Source organism: Sphingobium sp. B12D2B (genome assembly GCF_025961775.1).
Lineage (GTDB): Bacteria > Pseudomonadota > Alphaproteobacteria > Sphingomonadales > Sphingomonadaceae > Sphingobium.
In genome coordinates, this window is record NZ_JAOQOH010000001.1 from 2,523,927 (window position 1) to 2,548,431 (window position 24,505).

A 24,505-nucleotide genomic window follows, 5' to 3' on the forward strand; every position below is an offset into this window, starting at 1 on the left:
GAAATTGCAAGCCGGTCAACCATGTCTTTGGCATGGTTGACCGGGCAAATGCGATCAGTGGCGATAGAGCGCCGCGACGCCCGGCAGTTCCTTGCCTTCCATCCACTCGAGGAAGGCGCCGCCCGCCGTCGAAACGAACGAGAAGTCCGCTGCCACGCCGGCATGATTGAGCGCGGCGACCGTATCGCCGCCACCGGCCACTGACACCAGCGAACCTTCCGCCGTCAGCGCCGCGGCGGTGCGGGCCAGCGCAACGGTGGCCGTGTCGAAGGGCGTCAGCTCGAACGCGCCGAGCGGGCCGTTCCACACCAGGGTCTTGCAGGTCTTGAGAACGTCCGCCAGCGCCTCGACGGCCGCCGGTCCCACGTCGAGGATCATTTCGCCATCGGCCAGCTCGTTCACGTTGCACACGCGGTAGCTGGCGGGATTGGCAGCGAATTCGGTCGCGACGGCGACATCATAGGGTAGGTGCAGCGTGCAGCCCGCCGCTTCGGCCTTCTCGAAAATCTCATTGGCCGTATCGACCAGATCATGCTCGCACAGCGACTTCTTCACGTCAACGCCGCGCGCCGCGAGGAAGGTATTGGCCATGCCGCCACCGATGATCAGATGGTCGACCTTGGCGACGAGGTTCTCGAGCACGGCAAGCTTGGTCGAAACCTTGGCGCCGCCCACAACCGCCGCGACCGGCTTTTCCGGCTGGCCCAGCGCGGCCTCAAGCGCGTCCAGCTCCTTCTCCATCGAGCGGCCGGCGAAGGACGGCAGGCGATGCGCAAGGCCCTCGGTGGAGCAGTGCGCGCGATGAGCGGCGGAAAAGGCGTCATTGACGTACATGTCACCCAGCGCGGCCATCGCGTCGGCAAGCGCCGGATCATTCTTCTCCTCGCCCGCATGGAAGCGGGTGTTTTCCAATATGGCGATGTCGCCGCCCCGCATCACCGCAATCCCGGCAGCCGCCGCTTCGCCCTGGCAATCGGGAATGAACTGCACGTCGCGACCCAGCACCTGGCTCAGCCCGCGCGTGACGAGGCTGAGCGAGAGATCGGGCGACTTCTGGCCCTTGGGGCGACCGAAATGCGCGAGGATCAGCACTTTCGCGCCCCGGTCCGCCAGTTCCAGCAGTGTCGGCACGGCGGCCCGCAGGCGCGTGTCGTCGCTCACCGAACCTTCCAACATCGGCACGTTCAGATCCTCACGGACCAGCACGGCCTTGCCGGCGATATCGCCCATGTCGTCCAGCGTCTTGAAGGGTTTGGCCACGTCGTCACTCTCCCATGCGTGAATCGGGCCGAGCGTGTGTGAACATGCCCGGCCCGAAGAAATGTCAGCGGTGTTCCGCAATCCTCAGATCAGGCCAGCAACAACCTTGCTGGTGTCGATCATGCGGTTCGAGAAGCCCCACTCATTATCGTACCAGCTCAGCACGCGCACGAGCTTGCCGTCGATGACCGCCGTCTCGAGGCTGTCAACGGTGGAGCTGCGCGGATCGCCATTATAGTCGATGGAGACCAGCGGCTCGTCCGAATAGCCGAGCACGCCCTTGAGCGGGCCGTTCTCGGATGCGGCCTTGAGGAGATTGTTGACCTCTTCCTTGGTCGTGTCGCGCTTGGCGATGAACTTGAGGTCGACGACCGAGACGTTCGGCGTCGGCACGCGCACCGACGAGCCGTCCAGCTTGCCCTTAAGCTCAGGCAGAACCTCGCCCACCGCACGGGCAGCGCCCGTCGTGGTCGGGATCATGGAGAGCGCAGCGGCACGGGCGCGACGCATGTCCTTGTGGATCTGATCCAGCGTGTTCTGGTCGTTGGTGTAGCTGTGGATCGTCGTCATGAAGCCGCTCTCGATGCCGACCGCATCGTTCAGCACCTTGGCGAGCGGCGCGAGGCAGTTGGTGGTGCAGCTCGCGTTCGAGATGACGATGTCGTCAGCGGTCAGCGCATCATGGTTCACGCCGAACACGATGGTCTTGTCGACGCCCGTGGCCGGTGCGGAAATGACGACGCGCTTGGCGCCCGCGGTCAGATGCGCGCTGGCCTTGGCCTTGTCCGCGAAGATGCCAGTGCATTCGAGCGCGATCACCACGCCGAGCTCGTCGTGCGGCAGATTGGCGGGGTCACGCTCCGCCGTCACCTTGATGCGCTTGCCGTCCACGACGAGGCTGTCGCCGTCGACCGAGACCTCGCCCTTCCAATTGCCATGCACGCTGTCCCGCTTGAACAGCAGCGCGTTCGACTTGGCATCGCCGAGGTCGTTGATCGCGACCAGCTCGAAATCATGATCGGTGCGCTCCAGCAGCGCGCGCGCGACGAGGCGCCCGATCCGTCCGAACCCGTTGATTGCTACCTTGATCGCCATGTCCTGCACTCCTTAGCTCAAAGTCAAACCAGCGCGGCGGAAACCCGTGCCGCGACACTCTGGGCGTTCAGCCCGAAATGATCGTAAATTTCCTGCGCCGGCGCCGAGAGGCCGAAGCTGTCGATACCGATATTGATGCCATCGGTTCCCGTAATCGTCGCCCAGCCGAAGGTGGTGCCGGCCTCGATCGAGACACGCAGCGCGCCCTGCGGCAGCACCGAAGCCCGGTAGCCCTCTTCCTGCGCCAGGAAGCGCGACATGCTGGGCATGGAGACGACATTGGTGGCGACCCCCTGCGCTTCCAGCAGCTTGGCTGCGTTCACGGCGATCTCCACTTCCGATCCCGTGGCGATCAGCACCACCTTGGGCGCGGTCCCGCTGGTCACGAGGGTGTAGGCCCCCTTGGCACAGAGATTTTCCGAAGCGTCGGTGCGCAATTGCGGCAGGTTCTGGCGGCTGAGCGCGAGCAAGGACGGCGTGGACTCCTGCTGCAACGCAAGCGCCCAGCACTCGGCTGTCTCGATGGTGTCGGCGGGACGGAAGACCTCCAGATTGGGGATCATCCGCAGCGACATCACATGCTCAATAGGCTGGTGGGTGGGGCCATCTTCGCCCAGGCCAATGCTGTCATGCGTCATGACATAGACCACGCGCAGCCGCTGCAAAGCGGACATGCGGATGGCATTGCGCGCATAATCGGAGAAGACGAGGAAGGTGCCGCCATAGGGAATCATGCCGCCATGGAGCGCGATGCCGTTCATCGCGGCCGACATGCCGAACTCGCGGATGCCGTAATAGACATAGCGACCGCTGTAATCGTCGCGGCTGAACGCGACCTTCTGATCCTTGGACTGGGTCAGGTTGGATCCGGTCAGGTCCGCCGAGCCGCCGAACATCTCGGGCAGCTGCACGTTGATGGCATCGAGAGCCATCTCGCTGGCCTTGCGCGTCGCGACCTTCTTGGGCTCGGCGATCAGGCCATCGAGATAGGACTGGATGGAGAAGCCGGCCGGCAGCTTGCCCGCCATGCGCCGCTCGAATTCATCCTTGTCAGAATGGCTTGCAAGGCGGCCCTGCCAATCGGCATGAGCCTTCTTGCCGCGCGTGCCGGTTTCTGCCCAGGCGGCCTTCACATCATCGGGCAGCTCGAACGGCGGCAGATCCCAGCCCAGCGCCTCGCGGGTCGCCGTGATTTCATCCTCACCCAGGGGCGATCCGTGCACCTTGTGCGAGCCGGCCTTGTTGGGCGCGCCCTGGCCGATGCGGGTACGACAGGCGATGAGTGAGGGCCGCGGATCGGCCATGGCCTCATCCATCGCCCGGCGGATATCGCCGAAATCATGGCCGTCGCAGGCCGTCACGTGCCAGCCTGTCGCGGCATAGCGCGCCAGCACATCCTCGCTGGAGGAGAGGCTGACAGCGCCGTCGATGGTGATCTTGTTATCGTCCCACAGCACATTCAGGCGCCCGAGGCCCAGATGACCGGCAAGACCAATTGCTTCGTGATTGATGCCTTCCATCAGGCAGCCGTCGCCCGCGATCACCCAGGTGCGGTGATCGACCAGCGGATCGCCGAAGGTCGCATTGAGATGCCGCTCGGCCATTGCCATGCCGACGGCCATGGCCAGGCCCTGACCCAGCGGACCGGTGGTGGCTTCAACGCCCGCCAGCTCGAAATTCTCGGGGTGGCCGGCGCAAGGGCTGCCCATCTGGCGGAAGTTGCGAATGTCCGCCATCGTCGGTCTGGTATAGCCGGACAGGTGCAGCAGCGCATAGATCAGCATGGAGCCATGGCCAGCCGAGAGCACGAAGCGGTCGCGGTCGTGCCAGCCCGGCGCTGCCGGATCGAACTTCAGATAATCCTTGAAGAGCACCGTCGCGACATCGGCCATGCCCATCGGCATGCCTGGGTGGCCGCTATTGGCGGCCTGCACGCCGTCCATGGAAAGGACGCGAATGGCGTCGGCGAGCCGCTTTTCGGTGACTGACATGGGCGAGCGCCCCTTCTTCTTTATCTGGCCCGCAGGCGTGTTGCTCCAGAGCGATCAAGGACCGAAGATGGTCGATGAACGGCCGCGCCGGCGCCGAGAGAACGGGCCATGAGTCGCCGCGCGGTCTCCATGTCGTCTAGCGGCCCGAGCGTCAACCTGCGGGGCGCCCCACAGCCTCAAAGGCACGGTGATTCTGGCGCCGTCACGCTCAATCCGCAGCTGCGCAACGAGTTTTTGCATTCGCTCGGGAGCGTGATAAGGGTTCGCGCATGGCAAGCAAGGCGATGATGCAGGCGATCGAGCGGCTGGAACGCGCCGTGACGCGCGCCGAGGGACTGGCGCGGGAACTGACCGAGGCGCGTGCGCAGGAAATCGAGGCGCAGCTCGCGGCCGGCAGCATCGAGGACGATGGCCCGCCGGTTGATATCGACCCCTTCTCGCGCGACAAGGCAATCGCAGCGCTGAAATCGCTCGATGCGCTCATTGGCGATCTTCAAAAGGCCAGGAGCGAAGCCTGAATCATGGCAGAAGTACGAATCATGGTCGGCGGGCGGCAATATGCGGTGCATTGCCGGGATGGCGAGGAAGCGCGTTTGCACGAGCTGGCCGCATTGATGTCCGAGCGGGTCCAGCAGGTCAGCAGCGGCAGTCCCGGGCTGACCGAGGTGCGACAACTGCTGTTCGCCGGCCTGCTACTGGCCGATTCCCTCACCGAAAAGGCCCCTGCCCCGGCAGCCGCGCCACCACCGCCCGCCGAGCCGGAGGACGAATCCGCGACTCTGGACGCGCTCGATGCGCTGGCCGAGCGGATCGAAGCCTTGGGCGACAGCCTTGCAGCCCAGCTGTCCAACGCCTAAGTAAGGCGGGACGGGTACTGCCCGGTGCGCGCATTAGCGAACATCCCTGAGGCGATAATCACATCCAAGGGGGCTGTCCCTGGCCGGACCCAGGTCCGAACTACATGGTCCCCACCTGACGTTGAGGCGTCAGAGGATTTTCCGGCAAACGGCCACGGCGGTCCCGTCACCCCGCCGGCATCTCGGACAGGACCCAAAGAATGACCGATACTGATCGCGCCAAGCTGCGCTCCTCTTTGCTCGCCCGGCGCTCCGCCTTTGTCGCCGGCCTGCCGCCTTCAGTGCGCACGCTGGCCTTCCGGGTTCTCCCTTCCCCCGTGCTTGCCCGCATGCCCCCCGGCTCGCGGGTCGCCATCTACCGGGCCATGGGCTCGGAAGCGCCCACCGAAGCGCTGATCGATTTCCTCCACGAGCGCGGCTTCAAGCTGTGCCTGCCCCGGCTCGGCAAGACCACCGCCGAGGACATGGAATTTGCCGACTGGTCGCCGGACGACATTCTGGTGCCGGGTCAGCTCCGCATCCCCCAGCCGGCCCCGCAGGCCGCCACCGTCACGCCGGACGTGGTGCTGACGCCGCTCGTCGGGTTCGATCCCGCGCTCAATCGTATCGGCCATGGCGCGGGCTATTATGACCGCGCTTTCGCCAAGCTGCCCAACGCGCTGCGAATCGGAATGGCGTGGAGCTGCCAGATGGTCGATGCGTTGCCCATCCAGCCCTGGGACGTGCCCCTGCACATGCTATTCACCGAGCAGAGCGTCATCGAGGGAGAGGCCGCGTGAACGACGCGCCGCAACCGAGCTGGCGCAAGCCGGCGGGCATGTTCGCCATCCTCGGCATCATCGCCGTCTGGGCTGCCATCATCGGCTCCTTCTCGGAGCAGATCGCGCGCTGGCCCGGCGCCCTTCAACTCGTCTTCTATGTGATCGTGGGGATCATCTGGATCTTCCCGACCCGACCCATCCTGGTGTGGATGGAGACAGGCCGCTGGCGCGCCTGAGCGCCAGTTCCAAATCCATTTTATAGAGGCTTGTCCCGCTCCGTTCAGGAGGGGGAAGCCAGCGCGATGCCATTCTCTTCATTGAAGAAAATGGCGCGAGTGACGGGGCTCGAACCCGCGACCTCCGGCGTGACAGGCCGGCACTCTAACCAACTGAGCTACACCCGCGCTTGGCTGAGGAGGGCGCAGGTATAAGAGGGCGCCGGCCCTGTCAACACGCTTCGCGCGATCAATTGCGATATTCTTCCTGCGGGTCCGATGGCACGCTGGTGAGCGTTCCGGACTCGAACAGGAAACCGGCGATATCCGGCTTACCGGCTGCCGCCAGCACCGTCTGGATGATGATCAACAGCGGCACCGCCAGCAGCGCGCCTGCCGTGCCCCACACCCACGTCCAGAAGCTCAGCGAGACGAGAATCATCAGCGGACTGAGCTTCAGGCGCTCGCCGAGCACCAGCGGCGTCACGACATTCGCCTCGATAAGATGCAGCCCGGTCATGATGATCGCTGGCATCAGCGCCCAGCCGACCGTGGAAAAGGTCATCAGCCCGCCCATCGCCAGCAGGATCGCCGCCACGAAGGGGCCGAAATAGGGAATGAAGTTGAGCAGCGCGACGAATCCGCCCCACATGAACGGCGTGGGCATCCCGAACAGGCTGAGCGCGATGGCGACGGTGAATCCGAGCAGCACGTTGATGAGCGCGATGGTGAGCACGTAGCGCGAGGTGGCATCGACGACGTTCTGGATCACCCGTGCGATGGTCAGCGCGCCCGAGAAGCTGCCCCGCCCCTGAATCGTCCGCCGGCGCATGCGCGTCCAGCCCGAGAGGAAGAAGAAGATCACCAGCAGCCCGAACACGACATTGATGACCACGCTCGGCGCGGCGGTGGTCAGCATGTCCAGTAGCGAGCCGGGGCGCGGCACCTCGCCGGGCACCGTCGGCGCCCTGCGGGTTTCCGTGACCAGCTTGAGCAGGCCGTCAATGAAACCCTGCGCCTCGGTATAGAGGCGGATGACCGGCTCCAGCGTCGTCTTGATCTGGCCGATCCGCTCGGGAAGCTGCGCGATCCAGTCGACCGCCGGCACCACGATGAGCACCAGCGCGGCATTCACAGCGAACAGGAAGGACACGAGCGCGATCAGCGCGGCCAGCGGCGACGGGATGCGCCGCCGCTCCAGCCACTCGAGGAAGGGCACGAGGCAGATCGCGATCACCAGCGCGACCGTGAGGGGAAGAAAGAAAGCACCACCAGCCCGAAGCACGAACGGCAGGGCCAGCAACACGCCCAGCCCCGCGAACAACGCGATCGAGGCAACGAGCCGGTTGCGCTCCCAGGTACTGCGGTCAAAGCGCTCGGCCGAGGGCTGATCGCCCGCGCCTTGCTCTGCAGGCAAATTTTTCTCGTCCAGCGGCACCGAGAAGCCCCTTAAACCGCGACCGGGGCAGCGATGCCACGTTGCGGCGCATAGTCCTCGACGACGAAGTCCTCGATACGATGCGCGAAGATCGTATCCGGTCTGCGCAGGATTTTCAGCTTGGGCGAGCCGGACGGCGTCCGGGAAAGCTGCTCTTCGACCAGATCGGCGTGATTGAGATAGAGATGGACGTCCCCGCCCTGCCAGACGATCTCGCCGGCCTCCAGATCGCACTGCAGCGCCAACATCCGCGTCAGCAGCGCCAGCCCGAAGATGTTGAAGGAAAAGCCGAGCCCCAGGTCGCAACTGCGCTGGAACAAAAGGCCGTTGAGCCGCCCGTTCGAGACATGGAACTGATAGGTCATATGGCAGGGGGGCAGGGCCATCCCCTCCAGCTCGTCGACATTCCAGCCAGTGAAGAGCAGCCTGCGCGAGCCGGGATTGTTGCGAATGGCATCGACAAGCGTCGCGATCTGGTTATGCCCGGTCGCCGCGCGGCGATAAAGCCCCTCCCCGGCCTCCGGCGCCAGCTCATAATGCGGCCAGTTGACCCACTGCCGGCCGTAGACGGGGCCAAGATCGCCCCACGCCTGCGCGAAGGCATCATCGGCCAGAATGCGCGCCTCGAACTCCTCCATGGAGATCATGTCGCCGGTTTCGCGACGGTAGCGATCCAGCGGCCAATCGGTCCAGATATGGACCCCCTGCGCCACCAGAGAACGGATGCTGGTGTCCCCGGAGAGGAACCACAGCATCTCCCGCGCGGCGACCTTCCAGTAGACGCGCTTGGTCGTCAGCAGAGGCACGGCGTCATCGGCGAGCGAGAATCGCATGGTCGCCCCGAAAATCGACCGCGTGCCCACGCCGGTGCGGTCCACCCGTTCATCGCCCGCATTCCAAATATGCCGCATCAGATCGAGATATTGCTGCTCATAATGCGGCGAAGCGCTCGTTGGCGGCGCAGACTCGGCGAGGGAGGCAGATGAAAGCATGGATCGAGCTTAACCGCGCCGCCGCGCGAGCGCCAGCACATGCCATCTGCCGCCCTGATAAGCGCGACCAAACGATCCCGCAGCCAAGGGTTACCGCACTGTTTGACGATTTCTCGATGCAGCGCTTGCCAGCACGCAAACCCCTGACTATAGGGCAGCGCCTGTCTTGCCGGCGCTTCAAGCGTCGGCCCGGTCGGGGAGTAGCTCAGCCTGGTAGAGCACTGTCTTCGGGAGGCAGGGGCCGGAGGTTCGAATCCTCTCTCCCCGACCATTTAATTTCGCCGTCGGCCCGAGATGGATCGGGCGACGGACACAATCACATCGCGAAAATCAGCATGAAAAACGGCGTGACCCGCAAGCCACGCCGCTCTGACAGACAGGTCCGGTCCGTTTAAGCGGCGGCCTGACGCTTCTTGCGCTCGATCTCGATAAGACGGTCGGCCATCTGCTGCCAGGCGGCCTCTGCGCGCAGGCAACGCTCGCGGACATTGGCCAGATCGGCCTTGCTGGCGGCATCGGCACTTTCCGCCGCGCGGGCGAGATAGAAATCACTGGTCGCTGACATTGCACGCTCCTTGCCGGCTGTGCACCGGGGCCGCGGTGGCCCCAGCGTGAACTCTGATGGGAAGATTGGCGTTTTGCCGTCTCCCCTGCCCCGCCCGGAAATCCTTGCGAGAAATCCCGACTGGACGAGCCAGCCAGGGGCGAGCGTGCTGCTCAGGCTTCTTCGAGCTGCGTCGCCGAGGCCCGACCGCGCTGGTCGGTCGTGATCTCGAACTTCACGCGCTGATTCTTGTCGAGCGTGTGCATACCGGCCTGCTCGACCGCGCTGATATGGACGAAGCTGTCTTCACCGCCATCGTCGGGTGCGATAAAGCCATAGCCTTTGTCGGCGTTGAAGAATTTGACTGTGCCAATGGGCATGGGATCATTCCTTTTACATAAGAAACCCACCGAAACGCGCGTCCCGGTGGCGCTGGCCGAAGTATCAAAGGAAGAATCCGCTGCAATGGCATCAAAATCCGTCGAGGTGCGACGTTAGCGGATATTAGATGGTACCGATTGCCCAAAATGTCAATATTTTGGCATTTTTGTTTGATAACTTTAGCTGTCTTATCGTCATATTTCCCCTCAAACCGCGCTGGGTGCCAACTCGACTTTGCCAATCGAGCGCGGCCACCTCATGCCAGCCATGTTCACGCCAGCGAAGCGATGATAGGTCGGGGCGACCACTCATCATCGCGAGCGAACGGCACCAGCGCATGACGGATCTTTCCCGCACCGACCTGAAGCTTCTCCACGAACTGCAGCAGGACGGCCGCATCACCAATCTGGCCCTCGCGGAGCGCGTCGGCATGTCGCCCAGCCCGTGCCTGCGCCATGTGCGGCGGCTGGAGGAAGAGGGCATCATCACCGGCTATACGGCGATCGTCGATCGCAAGCGGGTGGGCCTTGGCATCCTTGCCTATGTAGAGGTGAAGGTGCCCCAGACGCCCAGCGGCGCTGCCAAGGGCTCCTCTGGCTCCTCGATTATCGAACAGTTCAAGCAGGCCGTGCTGAACGAGCCGGCGATCGTAAGTTGCGTCATTACGGCCGGGCAGTTCGATTTCCTGTTAAAAGTGCTGGCGCCGGATATGGATGCCTATGCCGAACTGGCCCAGCGCGTGTTGCTCAAGCTGCCGGGCGTCCGGGACATGCGCACCACCTTTGCACTGGATGTCGTCAAGGACAGCCCGGCGTTGCCGCTCAATGCGGCGTAATCGACCGCACCTGGTGCCAATGCGGGCTATATCCACCCGATAATCTGCTAATTTCGGTGTATAAAGATCATTCATGCCCGCATGAAGGTGATAGTCGTTCCTTATGAGCGCGACCGCGATTGACTATGGAGAGACCTGATGTGCGATGACCATCCTTGGCCCCAGGAAGGCCGCACCCGCATGATCGTGCCTGCCCCGGTGGGCAGGATCGGCACCGGCATGCCTGATCCGGAGCCGGACCTCATTCGCCAGATGGACGAGGATCACGTCTTCATGATGGGCGACAACCCCGCGCTGCCGCGCATGCCGAAACAGCCCAAGCTGATGGATTTCTTCAAATATCGCTTCAACGATATTGCCATCCGCCATCTGCTGACCAGCGCCAAGCGCGCGCTGGACGATGGGCAGGAAGAGAAGATCGTCCTTGCCTGCCTGCTGCACGACATCTCCAATGGCTGCTTCGTGCGCGCCGACCACGGCTATTGGGGCGCGCAGATGATTGCGCCTTATGTCTCCGAGGAGATCGCCTGGGCCGTGCAATATCACCAGCCGCTCCGCTATTTCGCGGATGAGTCGGTGGGATATGAATATCCGGAGAGCTATGATCGCTTCTTCGGGCCGGACTATGTTCCGCCCGAATATATCCAGCGCGATGCCGAATATGCCCGCAACCACAAATGGTACATGAGCTCGCGGCTGGTCACGATTTACGATTATTACTTCTTCGACCAGTCCCCACCGGTCGATCCCGAAGAGTTTACCGACATCATCGGGCGGCACTTCCGGGAGCCAGAAGAAGGCCTGGGCTTCGATCGCTCACCCACCGCGCACATGTGGCGCACGATGATCTGGCCGAACAACTTCCTTTGATCGGTGAGCATAGCGCCCACCGTTCATGCTGAGTAGGGTCTGAGGTGCGCCGCGATACGCTGCTTCGACAGGCTCAGCAGCTACTCAGGACGAACGGAGGGCACGACCACACACCGCCAAACAGGAGCGGCGCCCTTCCCCGAGAGGAAGAGCGCCGCTGTGTCAGCCTGCCCTTATAAGGCAGTGCCAGTGGTGATCAGAAGTTGAAGCCGACCGAGAAGATCGCCTGCCGGGGCGCGATATACGTCTCGAACCCTTGCGAGCTGCCATAAGGGTCGGAGAAGCGCGAGTTCACGCCGGTCGTATCGAACACATTGGTAACCGAAGCGCTGAAGTAAACCGGCGCATCGTCCAGCGCATATTTCACGAACAGGTTGACCGTGTCGTAGGACGGCGTCTTGTCGTAGAAATCGTCGTTGAACACACGATAGAAGAACTGGCCGCGATAGAGATATTGCGCCCGCGCCGTGAGTTCGCCGGCCCCGAGCTGATCGGTGTAGGTGACCGCAATCGAGCCCTGGAACTTGGGCAGCTTGGGCACCCGGTTGCCGTTGATATTCTCGCGAGCCGCTTCACGCGCCAGCACGGCGGGGTAGAAGTTACTCCAGAACAGCCAGTCGGGATAGCCCGCCGCCGTCTGCGCTTCATCGGCCTTCACCGGATCGAGCGCGAGATAATCCTCGTCGAACTTGCCGCGCAGGAACGAGGCGGAGCCGTCGATCTTCAGCTTGCTGGTGACCGCCCAGGCCCCTTCCAGCTCCAGGCCGTAGATATGCGCGCCGGGGGCGTTGGCCGTACCTTCGCCATACAGGATCGCATCCTCGTCGAGGAACTGCATGTTGCTGTAGTCATAATAGAAGGCGGAGGCGTTGAAGGTCAGCGCATTGTTGAAGAAGCGGTTCTTGGAACCGATCTCGAACGAATTGACCGTCTCGGGCTTGTAGGTCGGTTGAATACCGGTCGCAAAGCCCAGCGACGAGGAGCTGTTGCCGCCTGCAGCCGAACTGTTGATGCCGCCCGGTTTGAAGCCACGGGTGAAGCTGGCGTAGAGCAGATTTTCCGGCGTGATCTTGAAGTCCAGCGCCACCTTGCCTGTCCATTCCGTCGTGCTCAGGCCGTCCGTGGGGGTCGGCTGGAGAAAGGCGCCGGACGTGTAGCTTGCGGTGTCGCTGTTGCTGGCTCCCTGACCGCTATATTTGTCGCTGTTGTAACGGATGCCTGCCGTGAGGCTGAACTGCGATGAGAAGTCGTATGTGCCCTGCACATAGGCCGCCCAAGCTTCACGCTTGATCGACGAGAGCTCCGCATAAGTGAGATTGCCGACCAGCGGGTCGTTATAGGGTGTGGTAACCGGCAGGACGGGCGGAACGAGATTGTCGTCACTGCCGCGATATTCGAGAATATACTGGTCGTTGGTCGACTGCAGATACACCGCACCAGCGATCCACTGGAACGGCCCCTCGTGCGTGGAGGAGATGTTGAACTCCTGCGTCCAGCTCTTGGTGTTGCTCTCCCACATGGCCACGTGGTCGTAGCGGGTGCCGCCGAAGGTAAGCGGGCTGTAGGTCAGTGCCTCGAAGAGGTCGGCCGTCAGGCCGTCCGCATCCCAGCTCTGCTCGCTGTGGACCTTCTGGTAGCTGGTGATCGACTTCACCGTCGCGAAGCCGGCATCGAAAGCAACCACACCGTAGTAAAGCTCTGTGTTCACCACCGACCGACCGGGATAATCCTGCGTGAGGCGCCGTGGATCGGGCTCAGGATCGAACACGTTCTTCTGCGCCGTGCCATGGGTATTGCTGCGGTACTGAATGGTGTTCAGGCTGACGGAGATGCTGTCAGTCGGCTCCCAGAGCAGGGCCGCCTTCCAGCCGGTCTCATTGGCGTCATCCAGTTCATATTGGCCGAAGCCCACGACATCGGTCGCCACGGCATAACCGTCATGCTTCTGGTGCTGCCCGGCGACGCGCAGGGCGAGCGTATCGCCCAGCGGCACGTTCACGCCGGCGTTCATCTTCAGCATATTGTAGTTGCCGATACCGATCTCGCCGTTCGCGCTGGATTCGCCCAGCACAGGCTGGCGGGACACGACGTTGATCGTGCCGCCCGTCGAGCCCTGACCGAAGGTCGTGCCCTGCGGGCCGCGCAGCACCTCGACCTGGGCCACGTCGATAAACGCCGCATTGGCAGCGATGGAGTTGAAGATGTAGACGCCATCGACATGGTAAGAGACGCCCGGCTGAGTGTTCGTGTTCTCCGGCGTTTCCGAGCCGATGCCGCGGATGGTGATGATGCGCTCGGCGCCGCCGCTCTTGGCGACCACAAGCCCGGGTACCGAGCCGTTCAGGCCGGTCACGTCCGTGACGTTGGCCATGCTCAGCGTCTCTGCCGTCACGGCGGACACCGAGAGGTTGGCGCGCTGCAGGCTTACATCCACCTTGGAGGCGGTGATGACGATCTCGTCACCATCATGTGCGCTCGCGCTGTCCGCAGGCGCTTCCTGCGCGAAACCCGCGCTGGTCATCAACGCGGCCATCGCCGCACCCGCCATGAAATATCCGTATGTCTTTCCCAGTCTGTCGCTCATTGTCGCGGTCCCCTTCTCGGCCTGACCTCGCGGCTCCTCTCCGACGATTGTTCCGGCCCCGGTTTTCCCTGAGTGCCGCTGAGCCTGCATTGAGCCAGTTTTGGGGAACTTAATCTTGAGGCGGGGCGCAGAACTTGTTGATGCAAATGCGCCATGCTGCATTGCAACACAGCCCGGGCGGGCGCTCGACCTGCGCGCCCTATATAAGAAGCATCACCACCGGCTGGTCGGCGCGAATGCCCGCGATGCGCCCAGGCACGCGTTTGATTCGCGCACCGGACACTAATTTTGCATGTGCTGCCAAGACGGGAAGAAAGGGACGCTTTAGTCAGGCAGGATCAGACCCAGACGACGATAATGGCCTTGCAAGAGGAGCCGCGCTGACCATGTCCACAACGACGACCATAGCCCTGGAACCGGTACGGACCGACGCCGCCTGGCGCGGCGATACGCTGTCCCAGTCTCAGGATTGGATCTACCGGCTCTCGGAGGATCAGGTTGCGGAACTGGAAACGCTGGGCACGCGGTTCGTAGAAGCCAATCCTGACCTGCGTTTCGTCTCCAAGCAGGATTATCCGCTGGTTGCCTGCGCCGACGCTGCCGCCGAATGGGGTCGCGATGTCGATTACGGCCGGGGCTTCGTGCTGGTGCGCGGCCTGCGCACCCATCTCTACTCGGACGCGCTCTCGGCGGCGATCTACTATATTCTGGGCCTGCACATGGGCGACCCCATCCGCCAGAACGAAATGGGCGACCTGATCGACCATGTCTATGCGACCTCCGACAAGACGATGGACGATCCCACCGCCCTCTCCTCCAAGGTGCGGGACAAGCTCGTCTACCACTCGGACAGCTCGGATATCGTGGCGCTGATGTGCCTGCGTCCGGCCAAGGAAGGCGGCGCATCCTGCCTCGTCTCGGGTGCGCAGATCTACAATGAGATCCTCGCCCGCCGGCCCGACCTGGCGCCCCTGCTGCTCGAGCCGTTCCATTGGGACTGGCGGCGGCAGGACCATAATGCGCCCGCCAACACCTACACCTCGCCCATCATCAGCATGGAAGAGGGCGTGTTCAGCATGTACGCCGGGTCGCTCTATATCCTCACCGCGCAGGACTATCCCGAAGCGCCGCGCCTGACGCCCGAGCAGATCGAAGTGCTCAAGCTGTTCGACGACATCACCTATGAGCCGGGCATGGCCATCGAGATGGATTTCCGCCCCGGCGACATCCAGTGGCTCTCCAACTATGCCGCGCTGCACGCGCGCACATCGTTCAACGATTTCCCTGAACCGCAGCGCCGCCGCCACCTGCTTCGCCTGTGGCTGCACCGGGATTCCGGACGGCCCGTGGTCGAGAATTTCGGCAAGAACGGCGTCGTGCAGCACCGCGAGAAGCCGCGCGACGGCGGTGAGGAGCATCCGGACGCACGATTCACCGTCGGCGCGATTTCCGTCCCCAGGCTGCTGTCCTGACCTGCATGCTTCTCCCGCAAACATGAAGAAACCCCGGAAAGCACTGCTTTCCGGGGTCTTTTATTGCCGAGAGACGGGACGATCAGACCGCGGGAAAGCCCCCTGCAAAGGCGAAGTCCGCCACGGGCTTGCGGTCAGAGGGCTGCTCGCGCTCGCGCAGACCTTCGGGCAAGGTCGATGCATCGCCAATGCGCCCTACCGCAACGGCCGCCTCGATGCGAAAGTCTTCCGGCACGCTCAGCTCACTGCGGACCTTGTCGAAGTCGACTCCGGTCATGCCGTGCGTGTAAAGCCCGCTGAGCGTAGCCTGCACAGCGAGCATGCCCCATGCCGCGCCGGCATCGAAGGAATGGCTGTGCGATGCGGATTTCGGCGTGCCGTCCGGATTTCGCATCTGCGTGTCGGAGAGGATGATGATCAGCGCGCCGGCGCTTTCCGCCCAGCTCCGGTTGAACGGAATCAGCAGATCGAGGAACCGCGTCCAGTCCGCGCCGTCGCGCACGGCGTACAGGAACCGCCAGGGCTGCGCGTTGAACGCCGACGGCGCCCAGCGCGCGGCTTCGAACAACCGCAGCAACTCGCTTTCCGCCACCGCGCTGCCATCAAAAGCGCGCGGAGACCAGCGGCGGGTGAAGATGTCATCGATCTCGTGGTGGGTCGTCCTCGAGCCAGCGTCAGTCATATGTCAGCGTCTTCCTTGCTTTACAGCATGTTGATGATGGACGTGCTCTCGCGCACGTCCGCGAAATTGAGGCGCAGGTTGAGCAGCGCTGCGTTGTGCTCCTCATCCGTCACCGCGGCCATCGCGTCCAGCGCGGCAATGACCTTGTAGCCGCGCATATAGGCATCGCGCGCGGTACTTTCACAGCAGACATTGGTCAGCGTTCCGGCGATGACCAGCATCTCGATGCCCCGCTCGCGCAGCTGCGCCTCAAGCTGGCCAGCCGGGCAGGCGAAAGCGCTATAGCGATATTTGTCGAGCACCACATCGCCCGTCTCCACCGCCATAGCCGGATGCAGGCCATGCGCCGGATGCCCGGGGGTCAGGGCCTCCATGGCGGCCTGCACATAGGGATCGGCCCGATCATATTGCCAGGGCGCCATGGCGAGCGGGGGATCGTCCGAGACGCTCTGCCGGGTCCAGAGGATCGGGCAGCCGGCTGCCCGCATCGCTATGGCGAGGAGGTTGACCGCCGGGATGATGTCCATCCCATGCGGATTGCCGAACACCGCGCCGGGGGCCAGGAAGGCCGTCTGCATGTCGATCACAACCAGCGCAGTCCGCTCCGGAACGATCGCCGAAAAGCTGTTCAGATAGCGCCCGCGCTCGATGGCCCATGCCGGCAGGCGGCTGTCATGCATCGGCGCTTGCCATCTCCTCGGCCGGGTAGGCGATGGAGAGGGAATAGTCCTTCCAACGCTCCATCTCTGCGCGCAGCAGATCGGTCTGCCCTTCGGCATAATGCAGCGCATCCTCACCCAGCAGCAGGTGCATGGTCGGCTGCGGCGCGTCCAGCGCGGCGAGGATTGCGGCGGCGGCGCGGATCGGATCGCCCTTCTCCTTGCCGACGCCTTCCTTGAGCGACTGGCGGGCGAAATGGGCCGAGCCCTCATAATCGGCGATCATCCGGTCAGCGAGACGCAGCGATCCGCCCGCGAAATTGGTGCGCAGGCCACCCGGGGCGACATTGGTGACCTTGATGCCGAGCGGCGCGACCTCCTGCGCCAGCGTCTGCCCTATGCACTCCAGCGCATATTTGCTCGCCCCGTAGATGGACGTCCCCGCCCAGGGCGCGAGGCCACTGACGGAGGTGATGTTGACGATATGCCCCGCCTTCCGTGCGCGCATCGCCGGCAGCACCGACTGGATCATCGCAATCGCACCGAAGAGGTTGACGTCGAACAGCGCGCGCGCGTCATCCAGCGTGATTTCCTCGACGGCACCGATCAGCCCGTATCCGGCATTGTTCACCAGCCGGTCGACACTGCCCATGGTCTCCTCAGCGAGCGCCACGAGCGCGGCCGGCGCGGCCGGATCGCCGAAATCGAGGCCGTGCGCAAAGGAGCGCCCCGGCGCCAGCGCCGCGAAACGGGCGCACGCCTCGACACTGCGCGACGTGCCGAAAACCTGGTCGCCCCGGTCGAGCGCGGCCTGGGCCAGCGCTTCGCCGAGACCGCCGCCAATACCTGTGATCAGCCAGTTCACCATGCGTCATCTACCTTGTTGAGAGTTGCTGCGCCCTGTGTACGCCCGTGGCGGCGCAGCGCTTTGCAAGGCAGACCGCAATTGTTGTCAGGGAGCGCACGCCGGCGCGCGGCGCATTGTGACGGGGCGCCGATCATGGTTGGGAGCGAGGCAGTTCAGAAGGAGGCCGGCATGGCGGTGGTGGTAGCAGGATCGATCAATGTGGACCTGATCCAGTCCGTGGATGCCCTCCCCCGGCCCGGCGAAACGGTGCTTGCCTTGCAGTCCGAGCGCCTGCCCGGCGGCAAGGGCGCGAATCAGGCCGTCGCCGCAGCGCGCGCAGGGGCGCAGACGCGCATGATCGGTGCGGTCGGCGAAGACGAATCCGGCGTCTGGATGACTGAGCAGCTCTCCGCCGCTGGAGTCGACACCCTCGCAGTGGTCGCCGTCGAAGGAGCGGCGACCGGCACAGCCTACATCACCGTCGACACGTCCGGCGAGAATCAGATCATCGTGGCGTCCGGCGCCAACGCCGCCTTGGCGCCCGCCATGGTCGATACCGTGGCAGACGCCGATATCCGCGTCGCTCAGCTGGAAGTACCAGTCGAAACCGTCGCGGCGTTCTTTGCCGCATCACCGGGAAAGCAGGCGGTGCGAGTCCTCAATGCGGCCCCTGCGGTTCTGGAAGCCAAACGCCTGTTCGCCTCGACGGACGTGCTGATCGTCAACCAGCATGAGCTGGCCGTCTATCTCGGCCAGCATGAAGAGCGAGCGACGCCGCAGGCCGCGCTGGCGGCCCGAGCGTTGATCAGCCGAGACGATCAGCTCGTCATCGTCACGCTCGGCGCATCCGGTTCGATAGCGGTGCGGGCAGGCAGCGCGGTGCATGTGCCGGCCTTTCCGGTCGTGCCGCGCGACGCGGTGGGCGCTGGCGACTGCTTTGTCGGCGCGCTGTGCGCCATGCTCGATCGCGCCGGCGACGCTCGGCCAACGGACGAGGCCCTGCTGATCTTCGCCAATGCCGCGGCCGCCCTGTGCACGCAAAAGCCCGGCGCCGTGCCCGCCATGCCACTGCGGAGCGACGTGGAAGCCTTCATCGCCGCCCATCCGAACGAGGGCCGACCAATATAATATGCGCGAATGATCAAGAACGGATCGGTCGGCGCGATAAGGTGGGCGTGCCAATAAGGTCACGGGATTGAGATTATGAGCGAGATTACGCCGACGCCCTTCGGGTTGCCCTCCGACACAGGAGGAAAGGATTTGGGCGTGTTCCTTCCCATCGCCAACGGCGGATGGATCCTCTCGAAAAACAAGCCGCACATCGATGCGTCCTACAGCTACTGCCGCGATGCGGCGGTGCTGACGGAAAAGCACGGGCTCGATTTCGCGATGGCGATGGCCAAGTACCGGGGCTTCGGCGGTGAGACCGAGCATTGGGACTATCAGCTCGATTCCTACCTCACCATTGCCGGCGTGGCGGAAGCGACCAGCCGGGTGAAGGTGTGGGGCACGGTGCACACGCTGCTGCAAAATCCGGGCGTCGTCGCCAAGATGGTCGCCACGCTGGATCAGATCAGCGGTGGCCGCGCCGGCCTCAACATCGTCACCGGCTCCTATAAGGACGAGTTCGCACAGATGGGCGCGTGGCGCGACGATGTGAACCATGATGAGCGCTATGACCTCGCTTATGAATGGATCCAGGCGATCAAGGCGCTGTGGACCGGCGAAACGGTCACGAAGGAGGGCAAATATTTCTCGCTGGAGGATTGTCGCTCGCTGCCGACACCCTCCACCCGCCCCTTCCTCGTCTGCGCCGGCACCTCCGGTAAGGGCATGCGCTTTTCGGCTGACGAGGTGGATGCGATCTTCCTCTCCGGCGGGACGCCGGAAGAACTCAAGACCGCCAGCGAGAAGGCCAAGGCCGTCGCTGCCGACATCGGCAAGCCGATCCGCACCTATTCGATGATGACGCCCGTGTTTGGCGAGACCGATGCGGAAGCGGAAGCCTTTGCGCAATCCATCCGCGACGGCTTCGACGAAGGCGCGTTGCACGGCATGATGCGCGCCTACGGCTTCCTCGACAGCGAGATCGGCAAGGAAAACGACTTCACCCGCAAGAGCCGGGCCGGCTTCATGACCCCCCATGTCATCGGCACGCCCGAGACGGTGGTCGAGAAGCTCACCGAACTCTTCGAGGTTTCCGGCACGGACGGGCTGATGCTGATCTTCCCGGATTACATGAAGGACATCCCGATCTTCGGCGAGCGTGTCCTCCCGGTGCTGCGCGAGCGCTTCCCCGGCAAGGTTCCGGTCCATGCCTGACGCGGCGCTCGTGGACATTCCCCACGTCGCCGCCAGCGATCTGGCGGGGATGATCGCGCCCGAGCGCACCGCGCTCGTGCTGGTGGATATCCAGAACGACTGGGCCGCCCCCGAGGGCCTGCTCGGGCAGCATGGGGTGGATCTCTCCGCACCCCATGCTGCCATCGACAAGGCCGAGGAGCTGGTCGCCGCAGCGCGTGCCGCTGGCGTCACGCTCGCCTTCGTGCGGGTGGTGACGACACCCGAAACCGATTCCGAGGCACTCAAGACCTTCTACACGCGTCGCGGCGAACCCGGCGGACAGGTCATCTGCCGCAAGGGCTATGGAGCCGACTATTATCGGCTCTTGCCCGAGCCGGGCGATATCGAGGTCGAGAAGGTTCTCTACGATTGCTTCCACGGCACCGACTTTGAAGCCCAGCTCAACGAGCGCGGCATCGACACGTTGCTGATTACGGGACTGAGCACTGACTGCTGCGTTGACGCCGCAGCCCGCTCGGCCTTCCACCGCAATTTCAATGTGTTTGTCGTATCGGACGCCACTGCCGCCTATGAGCCCGGACTGCATGAAGCGACGCTCAAGGTGCTCAGCAAGAACTGCGCCCTGATGGTCACCACACAAGCCGCCAAAACGGCCTGGACGCTATGACCCCGCCGCCGGCGATCGCCCTCGACGCCGCGAACGGCCCTCTCAGCGAAGCGCCCGCACTGAACAAAAGCAGGACCGGCGTACTGATCGCCGCCACGGCGGGCAATGCGCTCGGCAAGACAGCCACGGTTCATGCAGTTTTCGGCACCTTCCTCGTGCCCCTCTCTCTTGAATTCGGCTGGGCGCGATCGAGCATTTCGATGGTGCTGGCGATCCTAGCCGTGGTGAGCGCCTGCATCTATCCGCTCGCCGGCCGCTATGCCGATCGGCATGGCACCCGCAATATGGTGCTGCTGGGCAATGTGCTGTTCGCCCTCGCCGTCGCCTGCCTCGCGCTCACGAACGGCAATCTGATGCTGTTCTACCTCAACTTTCTGGCCATCAGCCTGTTCGGCTCGCTGCCCGCCACCTCGGTCTTCTCGCGCCTGGTGGCGGAATGGTTCGACACCAATCGGGGCACCGCGCTTGGCGTGAGCGCAGGGCTCGGCAACGGCATTGGTTCGGTCTGCGTGCCGATCATGACCGCGCTGATCGTCTCCACAGCCGGCTGGCGCGCGGGCTATCTGGGGATCGGCGCACTGATCCTTTGCGTCGGCTTTCCGATCTTTTTCTTCCTGCTGCGCGATGCACCGCGCCCGGCAGCGCCGAGCAACCCATCGGAGACAGCCTCCCCCATCGTGGACGGCATGACCTTGCGTGAAGCCATCGGCACCGCACCATTCTGGCTGATGCTCATCGCCATCGCGGCCGGTGGCGGGACCATGATCGCGGTGCTGAGCCATGTCGTGCCCATTCTGGCGGATCGTGGCTATGGCCTTGGCACCGGCACCGCCATCGTCAGCATCTTCGCGCTCACTGGCTCGCTCTGGCAGATCTTCACCGGACGCGTGCTCGACAAGAGCCGCGGCCCGCGCGTGGTCGTGCCGATGTATGCGCTCGCCATTCTCGGCCTGCTGCTGCTCGAATTCTCACCCTTCGGCGCCCTGCTGCCCGTTGCCGGCCTGTGTCTTGGCATTGCGCTCGGCGCCCAGTTCGGCGCGCTGCCTTACTTCATCGCCCAATATTTCGGGCTGCGCAGCTTTGGCGTCATCATTGGCGTCATGTATTCGGCCGTCATCGGCGCGCAGGGCATCACGCCGGTGCTGATGGACCTGAGCTACGACATGATAGGCCATTATCGCGCGGCAGTGGTCGTCGCGGTCGGCGTCATGGCCGTCGGCAGCCTGCTGCTTTTTCTGCTTCCGCCCTACGCCGCGAGCACCGGATCGTCTGCTCCAGCCGAATGAGACGGGACGGCGGCGCGCCAAGCGAGAGGACGCCCCACGTCAAGACACCGGCACACCCAAACCGGCATCTTCCAGGCACTTACTCCAGATAGGCGAGTCGCTGCATGACCTATGAAGGACGGAAAAAATACCTGGCGCTGACGGCGTTCTGCCTGCTGTTTTTCATGCTGAACGCCTTCACCTTCAACGGGCTTGGCGTCGTGCTTCCCTATATGGTCGAGGAGATGGGCTGGCCCTGGGCCGTCGCTGGGCTGGGCTTCACCTTCCTGGGCGTGGCGTGCGGCCTGTCCAGTCTTGCACCCGCTATCTCGATCCGGCGCCTCGGCGTTTCCCGCACGATGATGATCGGCGGCGCGCTTCTCCTCATCGGCTTCACCTGCCTGGCCGTCACCAAAACGGCGATGGTCTACTTCATCGGCACGGCGTTTGCCGGCGTCGGCTTCTCGATGTGCGGGACCACGGGCGGCGTGAACGTCATTTCCCACTCCTTCGAGAAGCGCTCGACCGCCATGGGCGTGTACTTCACCGCGGGCGGCATGGGCGCGGTTGTCGGACCGCTGATCGCGTTTTCAACGCAGGCGATCACCGGCGAGTGGCGCCATTACTGGTGGACGGCCGCCATTGCTGCCGTGCTGCTTTCGATGTTCGCTGCCCTCGTCACCAGCGACCGGCCCGGTGATGCCGAGGTTGCGCCCAAGCCCCGGAAAGCCATGGCCACGGACGGCTGGACGGCACGGGCCGCGATGCGCACCGCGCAATATTACATCGTGGTCGGCGTCTACACCTCGTTCCTGCTGATCAACACCACCGTCCACGGCTTTGCGGTGAAGCATCTGACCGAGACCGGCCTGACCATGGGTGCGGCCGCCACCGTGATGAGCGGCATTGCCCTCGTCAGCGCCGCCGGATCGATGATCGCCGGCATGGCGGGCGAGAAAATCGGCGCGCGCGAGCTCACCTTGCTCTCCATCACCTCCACCTCGCTCGGCGTGCTGGCGCTGATGATCGGCGGCAATCTGTTCGTCGTCTCGCTGGCCGTGATCGGTCTGGGTGTCGGCTTCGGCTTCAGCTATGTCAGCACGGCGATGTTGATGCTCAACCTGTTCGGCAAGCGCGCCAATCTGGAGCTCTATTCCACGATGAGCCTGATCTCGACTGCAGCCGCCATCGGCCCGGCGCTGGGCGGCGTCATTCGTGACGAAACGGGCGGGTTCTCGCTTGTTTTCCTCGGCTGCGCCCTGCTCGGCTTCATCTTCGTCGGAGCCTTGCTCTTGCTCCGCACGCCGGAGCTTCCCCAACAAGACACAGCGGAGGATGCCGAGCCCGCCTTGGCAGCATGACATGACCCAAGCCCAGCCCAAACCCGCTCCGATGTTCGCCAATCCCGCCACGGCTCCCTATCAGGTGACCGAAGCCGAGAAGGACGCGCTCGCCGCCGCCATCGATTCCGATGAGTTGGTCACCCTCGCCCTTGAACTCGGCAACATTCCGAGCCGCTCGCGTGAGGAAGCCGCCGCCGCGCAATATGTCTATGACTGGATGGATCGCGAAGGCTTCCAGCCCCGCCGCGCCGGCGCCACGCCCGAGCGACCCAACATCATCGGCGAGTATGGCGGCTTGGGCACGGGCGCCAACCTGCTCTTCACCGCCCATCTCGATACGGAAAGCCCGAGCGGCGACCTCTCGCAGGACAAGTTCCGCTATCGCGAGAGCACCATGCGCGATCCGGAATGGACGCAGTGCTGGCTCGATGAGGATGGGCGCCTGCGCGGCTTCCCCATCTCCAACGATCGCGGGCCGATGGCCTGTTTCCTGATGGCGGCGAAGGCGCTCAAGAAGGCGGGCATCGGCCTTGCCGGCAAGACCTGGCTCACCGCCTGCCCCGGCGAGATCGGCCCCGAGCCGATCGAGGAATTCTCCGGCATCGATTATCTCGGCAAGGATATCGGTGCGCATTATCTGTTCCACCATGGCGGCGTCGCGCCCGATTACGCCATTGCCGCCGAAGGCACGGATTTCGGCTTGACCTGGCAGGGCTGCGGCTATGCCCTCTTCCGCGTACGCATCTTCGGCACCGGCATGTTCACGCCGATCCTGGAAACGCCGGAGACCGTCGCCCAGCACCTCAACCCCATCTACAAGCTCGGCCCGGTCATCGACGCGCTGCACCAGTGGGGCCGGCAGTGGGAAGCGCAGGGCGTGTTCGAGACGGCGGGTGGCCTCTCCCTCCCCAAGACGCAGATCGCTTCCGTGCGCGCCGGTGCGCCGACCGATTATGGCGCGGGCACCGAAGTGTGCGCCGTCTATGTGGAAGTGTGCCTCGCACCCGGGCAAAAGTCGGCGCAGGCCTATCACCAGATCGTCGCGGCCATGCGCACGCTCGATCTGGACAGCTTCGATGTCGAGCCGATGGTGGTACGCCATGGATTTGTCGCCGATGCGGACGAAGTCGCCCCGCTTGCCGGCGCGGTGGATGCCGCTACGCGCCTCGCTCGGCAGGCGCCAGTGGAGCGCGCGCATCCGGTCTATTCCAGCATGTGGCGCGACCATAATGTGTTCAACATGCAGGGCATTCCGGCCATCACGACCGGCATGCCACGCTGGCGCCCGACGCCTGAGGATCTGCACTCCAGCGCCCTCATCTATGCCCTGACCATGCTGGCGGTGTGCGGACGCTCAGAGCAATCGCCGAATTCTGCTGCGATTTCATCTGTTTACGGGGGCAGGGATGACCCATTCTGAAACAGCCGCCGCGTGATGGATTG

The 24,505-nt window shown here is 64.0% G+C and carries 24 protein-coding genes and 2 tRNA genes; 14 read left to right on the plus strand and 12 right to left on the minus strand.

Features of this window, described 5'->3' with window-relative positions; translation table 11 throughout:
* Positions 1 to 54: 54 nt before the first annotated feature.
* From M2335_RS11955 to tkt, 3 genes are all read right to left on the minus strand, one after another.
* A complete protein-coding gene (locus M2335_RS11955) occupies positions 55 to 1,260 on the minus strand; it encodes a phosphoglycerate kinase (RefSeq protein WP_264576172.1) in 1,206 nt (401 codons plus the stop codon).
* Between the two features lie 84 nt (positions 1,261 to 1,344).
* Positions 1,345 to 2,355 (minus strand): type I glyceraldehyde-3-phosphate dehydrogenase, encoded by a 1,011-nt coding sequence (gene gap, locus M2335_RS11960; protein WP_264594832.1) that lies wholly within the window; start codon positions 2,353 to 2,355, stop codon positions 1,345 to 1,347.
* A 23-nt stretch (positions 2,356 to 2,378) separates the two neighbouring features.
* Entirely contained in the window at positions 2,379 to 4,346 is a 1,968-nt protein-coding gene (gene tkt / locus M2335_RS11965) for a transketolase (protein ID WP_264594833.1), read from the minus strand.
* A 269-nt stretch (positions 4,347 to 4,615) separates the two neighbouring features.
* Between tkt and M2335_RS11970 the strand changes: the two genes are divergently transcribed.
* From M2335_RS11970 to M2335_RS11985, 4 genes are all read left to right on the plus strand, one after another.
* Entirely contained in the window at positions 4,616 to 4,864 is a 249-nt protein-coding gene (locus M2335_RS11970; RefSeq protein WP_181559167.1) for a hypothetical protein, read from the plus strand.
* A gap of 3 nt (positions 4,865 to 4,867) precedes the next feature.
* Positions 4,868 to 5,203, plus strand: coding sequence for a cell division protein ZapA (locus M2335_RS11975; RefSeq protein ID WP_264594834.1), 336 nt, complete (start codon positions 4,868 to 4,870; stop codon positions 5,201 to 5,203).
* 200 nt (positions 5,204 to 5,403) lie between these two features.
* Positions 5,404 to 5,982, plus strand: coding sequence for a 5-formyltetrahydrofolate cyclo-ligase (locus M2335_RS11980; RefSeq protein ID WP_264584636.1), 579 nt, complete (start codon positions 5,404 to 5,406; stop codon positions 5,980 to 5,982).
* On the plus strand, positions 5,979 to 6,200 hold the full coding sequence (locus M2335_RS11985; protein WP_264569843.1) for a DUF2842 domain-containing protein: 222 nt from the start codon (positions 5,979 to 5,981) through the stop codon (positions 6,198 to 6,200). Before M2335_RS11980 ends, M2335_RS11985 begins: the two co-directional genes overlap by 4 nt.
* 91 nt (positions 6,201 to 6,291) lie before the next feature.
* Here the strand turns inward: M2335_RS11985 and M2335_RS11990 are convergent.
* The 3 genes from M2335_RS11990 to thyA all read right to left on the minus strand — a co-directional run bounded on the left by M2335_RS11990 (position 6,292) and on the right by thyA (position 8,609).
* A tRNA-Asp gene (locus tag M2335_RS11990) sits at positions 6,292 to 6,368 on the minus strand.
* Positions 6,369 to 6,429: 61 nt separating this feature from the next.
* Positions 6,430 to 7,596 (minus strand): AI-2E family transporter, encoded by a 1,167-nt coding sequence (locus M2335_RS11995; protein WP_413716120.1) that lies wholly within the window; start codon positions 7,594 to 7,596, stop codon positions 6,430 to 6,432.
* A 32-nt stretch (positions 7,597 to 7,628) separates the two neighbouring features.
* Positions 7,629 to 8,609 carry a thymidylate synthase gene (gene thyA / locus M2335_RS12000; protein WP_264594835.1) on the minus strand — a complete coding sequence of 327 codons (981 nt, stop codon included), beginning with the start codon at positions 8,607 to 8,609 and terminating at the stop codon, positions 7,629 to 7,631.
* Between the two features lie 194 nt (positions 8,610 to 8,803).
* On the opposite strand from thyA, the gene M2335_RS12005 reads away from it, so the two are divergent.
* Positions 8,804 to 8,880, plus strand: a tRNA-Pro gene (locus M2335_RS12005).
* A gap of 120 nt (positions 8,881 to 9,000) precedes the next feature.
* Here M2335_RS12005 and M2335_RS12010 read toward each other — a convergent pair.
* Both M2335_RS12010 and M2335_RS12015 read right to left on the minus strand, forming a co-directional pair.
* Positions 9,001 to 9,174 carry a hypothetical protein gene (locus M2335_RS12010; RefSeq protein WP_181559163.1) on the minus strand — a complete coding sequence of 58 codons (174 nt, stop codon included), beginning with the start codon at positions 9,172 to 9,174 and terminating at the stop codon, positions 9,001 to 9,003.
* Between the two features lie 152 nt (positions 9,175 to 9,326).
* A complete protein-coding gene (locus M2335_RS12015; RefSeq protein ID WP_181559162.1) occupies positions 9,327 to 9,533 on the minus strand; it encodes a cold-shock protein in 207 nt (68 codons plus the stop codon).
* A 338-nt stretch (positions 9,534 to 9,871) separates the two neighbouring features.
* Here M2335_RS12015 and M2335_RS12020 point away from each other — a divergent pair, with 338 nt between their 5' ends.
* A complete protein-coding gene (locus M2335_RS12020; RefSeq protein WP_264594836.1) occupies positions 9,872 to 10,369 on the plus strand; it encodes an Lrp/AsnC family transcriptional regulator in 498 nt (165 codons plus the stop codon).
* Between the two features lie 138 nt (positions 10,370 to 10,507).
* Entirely contained in the window at positions 10,508 to 11,239 is a 732-nt protein-coding gene (locus tag M2335_RS12025) for an HD domain-containing protein (protein WP_264594837.1), read from the plus strand.
* A gap of 196 nt (positions 11,240 to 11,435) precedes the next feature.
* On the opposite strand, the gene M2335_RS12030 is transcribed toward M2335_RS12025, so the two are convergent.
* Complete coding sequence (locus M2335_RS12030) at positions 11,436 to 13,823, minus strand: TonB-dependent receptor (protein WP_264584633.1); 2,388 nt, start codon at positions 13,821 to 13,823, stop codon at positions 11,436 to 11,438.
* A gap of 386 nt (positions 13,824 to 14,209) precedes the next feature.
* On the opposite strand from M2335_RS12030, the gene M2335_RS12035 reads away from it, so the two are divergent.
* Positions 14,210 to 15,295 carry a TauD/TfdA family dioxygenase gene (locus M2335_RS12035; protein WP_264569838.1) on the plus strand — a complete coding sequence of 362 codons (1,086 nt, stop codon included), beginning with the start codon at positions 14,210 to 14,212 and terminating at the stop codon, positions 15,293 to 15,295.
* A gap of 82 nt (positions 15,296 to 15,377) precedes the next feature.
* Here M2335_RS12035 and M2335_RS12040 read toward each other — a convergent pair whose 3' ends face one another.
* The 3 genes from M2335_RS12040 to M2335_RS12050 are packed head-to-tail and all read right to left on the minus strand — an operon-like array spanning position 15,378 to position 17,504.
* The gene (locus M2335_RS12040) at positions 15,378 to 15,977 is read right to left on the minus strand and encodes a nitroreductase family protein (protein WP_264569837.1); all 600 of its coding nucleotides are present in this window, start codon (positions 15,975 to 15,977) and stop codon (positions 15,378 to 15,380) included.
* Positions 15,978 to 15,997: 20 nt separating this feature from the next.
* Complete coding sequence (locus M2335_RS12045) at positions 15,998 to 16,657, minus strand: cysteine hydrolase family protein (RefSeq protein ID WP_264594838.1); 660 nt, start codon at positions 16,655 to 16,657, stop codon at positions 15,998 to 16,000.
* Positions 16,650 to 17,504 (minus strand): oxidoreductase, encoded by an 855-nt coding sequence (locus M2335_RS12050; protein ID WP_264594839.1) that lies wholly within the window; start codon positions 17,502 to 17,504, stop codon positions 16,650 to 16,652. Before M2335_RS12050 ends, M2335_RS12045 begins: the two co-directional genes overlap by 8 nt.
* Positions 17,505 to 17,672: 168 nt before the next feature.
* On the opposite strand from M2335_RS12050, the gene M2335_RS12055 reads away from it, so the two are divergent.
* The 6 genes from M2335_RS12055 to M2335_RS12080 all read left to right on the plus strand — a co-directional run bounded on the left by M2335_RS12055 (position 17,673) and on the right by M2335_RS12080 (position 24,482).
* Complete coding sequence (locus M2335_RS12055; RefSeq protein ID WP_264594840.1) at positions 17,673 to 18,611, plus strand: ribokinase; 939 nt, start codon at positions 17,673 to 17,675, stop codon at positions 18,609 to 18,611.
* Positions 18,612 to 18,686: 75 nt separating this feature from the next.
* The gene (locus M2335_RS12060) at positions 18,687 to 19,805 is read left to right on the plus strand and encodes an LLM class flavin-dependent oxidoreductase (RefSeq protein WP_181559154.1); all 1,119 of its coding nucleotides are present in this window, start codon (positions 18,687 to 18,689) and stop codon (positions 19,803 to 19,805) included.
* Entirely contained in the window at positions 19,798 to 20,454 is a 657-nt protein-coding gene (locus M2335_RS12065; RefSeq protein WP_264586867.1) for a cysteine hydrolase family protein, read from the plus strand. Before M2335_RS12060 ends, M2335_RS12065 begins: the two co-directional genes overlap by 8 nt.
* Complete coding sequence (locus M2335_RS12070; protein ID WP_264594841.1) at positions 20,451 to 21,740, plus strand: MFS transporter; 1,290 nt, start codon at positions 20,451 to 20,453, stop codon at positions 21,738 to 21,740. Before M2335_RS12065 ends, M2335_RS12070 begins: the two co-directional genes overlap by 4 nt.
* 104 nt (positions 21,741 to 21,844) lie before the next feature.
* Positions 21,845 to 23,080, plus strand: a complete 1,236-nt coding sequence (locus tag M2335_RS12075) for a CynX/NimT family MFS transporter (RefSeq protein WP_264574787.1) — start codon at positions 21,845 to 21,847, stop codon at positions 23,078 to 23,080.
* Between the two features lies 1 nt (position 23,081).
* On the plus strand, positions 23,082 to 24,482 hold the full coding sequence (locus M2335_RS12080) for a peptidase M20 (RefSeq protein WP_264594842.1): 1,401 nt from the start codon (positions 23,082 to 23,084) through the stop codon (positions 24,480 to 24,482).
* The last annotated feature ends 23 nt before the right edge of the window (positions 24,483 to 24,505 follow it).

What these genes read in the sequence shown, in the direction of transcription:
- M2335_RS12030 (WP_264584633.1), bottom strand. Translation starts at nt 13,823, where the DNA reads ATGAGCGACAGACTGGGAAAGACATACGGATATTTCATGGCGGGTGCG.
- M2335_RS12020 (WP_264594836.1), top strand. Translation starts at nt 9,872, where the DNA reads ATGACGGATCTTTCCCGCACCGACCTGAAGCTTCTCCACGAACTGCAG.
- M2335_RS12060 (WP_181559154.1), top strand. Translation starts at nt 18,687, where the DNA reads ATGAGCGAGATTACGCCGACGCCCTTCGGGTTGCCCTCCGACACAGGA.
- M2335_RS12010 (WP_181559163.1), bottom strand. Translation starts at nt 9,174, where the DNA reads ATGTCAGCGACCAGTGATTTCTATCTCGCCCGCGCGGCGGAAAGTGCC.
- thyA (WP_264594835.1), bottom strand. Translation starts at nt 8,609, where the DNA reads ATGCTTTCATCTGCCTCCCTCGCCGAGTCTGCGCCGCCAACGAGCGCT.
- M2335_RS12045 (WP_264594838.1), bottom strand. Translation starts at nt 16,657, where the DNA reads ATGCATGACAGCCGCCTGCCGGCATGGGCCATCGAGCGCGGGCGCTAT.
- M2335_RS11970 (WP_181559167.1), top strand. Translation starts at nt 4,616, where the DNA reads ATGGCAAGCAAGGCGATGATGCAGGCGATCGAGCGGCTGGAACGCGCC.
- M2335_RS12070 (WP_264594841.1), top strand. Translation starts at nt 20,451, where the DNA reads ATGACCCCGCCGCCGGCGATCGCCCTCGACGCCGCGAACGGCCCTCTC.
- M2335_RS11980 (WP_264584636.1), top strand. Translation starts at nt 5,404, where the DNA reads ATGACCGATACTGATCGCGCCAAGCTGCGCTCCTCTTTGCTCGCCCGG.
- M2335_RS12015 (WP_181559162.1), bottom strand. Translation starts at nt 9,533, where the DNA reads ATGCCCATTGGCACAGTCAAATTCTTCAACGCCGACAAAGGCTATGGC.
- M2335_RS12075 (WP_264574787.1), top strand. Translation starts at nt 21,845, where the DNA reads ATGACCTATGAAGGACGGAAAAAATACCTGGCGCTGACGGCGTTCTGC.
- M2335_RS12035 (WP_264569838.1), top strand. Translation starts at nt 14,210, where the DNA reads ATGTCCACAACGACGACCATAGCCCTGGAACCGGTACGGACCGACGCC.
- M2335_RS12025 (WP_264594837.1), top strand. Translation starts at nt 10,508, where the DNA reads ATGTGCGATGACCATCCTTGGCCCCAGGAAGGCCGCACCCGCATGATC.
- M2335_RS12065 (WP_264586867.1), top strand. Translation starts at nt 19,798, where the DNA reads ATGCCTGACGCGGCGCTCGTGGACATTCCCCACGTCGCCGCCAGCGAT.
- gap (WP_264594832.1), bottom strand. Translation starts at nt 2,355, where the DNA reads ATGGCGATCAAGGTAGCAATCAACGGGTTCGGACGGATCGGGCGCCTC.
- M2335_RS11975 (WP_264594834.1), top strand. Translation starts at nt 4,868, where the DNA reads ATGGCAGAAGTACGAATCATGGTCGGCGGGCGGCAATATGCGGTGCAT.
- tkt (WP_264594833.1), bottom strand. Translation starts at nt 4,346, where the DNA reads ATGTCAGTCACCGAAAAGCGGCTCGCCGACGCCATTCGCGTCCTTTCC.
- M2335_RS12080 (WP_264594842.1), top strand. Translation starts at nt 23,082, where the DNA reads ATGACCCAAGCCCAGCCCAAACCCGCTCCGATGTTCGCCAATCCCGCC.
- M2335_RS12050 (WP_264594839.1), bottom strand. Translation starts at nt 17,504, where the DNA reads ATGGTGAACTGGCTGATCACAGGTATTGGCGGCGGTCTCGGCGAAGCG.
- M2335_RS12040 (WP_264569837.1), bottom strand. Translation starts at nt 15,977, where the DNA reads ATGACTGACGCTGGCTCGAGGACGACCCACCACGAGATCGATGACATC.
- M2335_RS12055 (WP_264594840.1), top strand. Translation starts at nt 17,673, where the DNA reads ATGGCGGTGGTGGTAGCAGGATCGATCAATGTGGACCTGATCCAGTCC.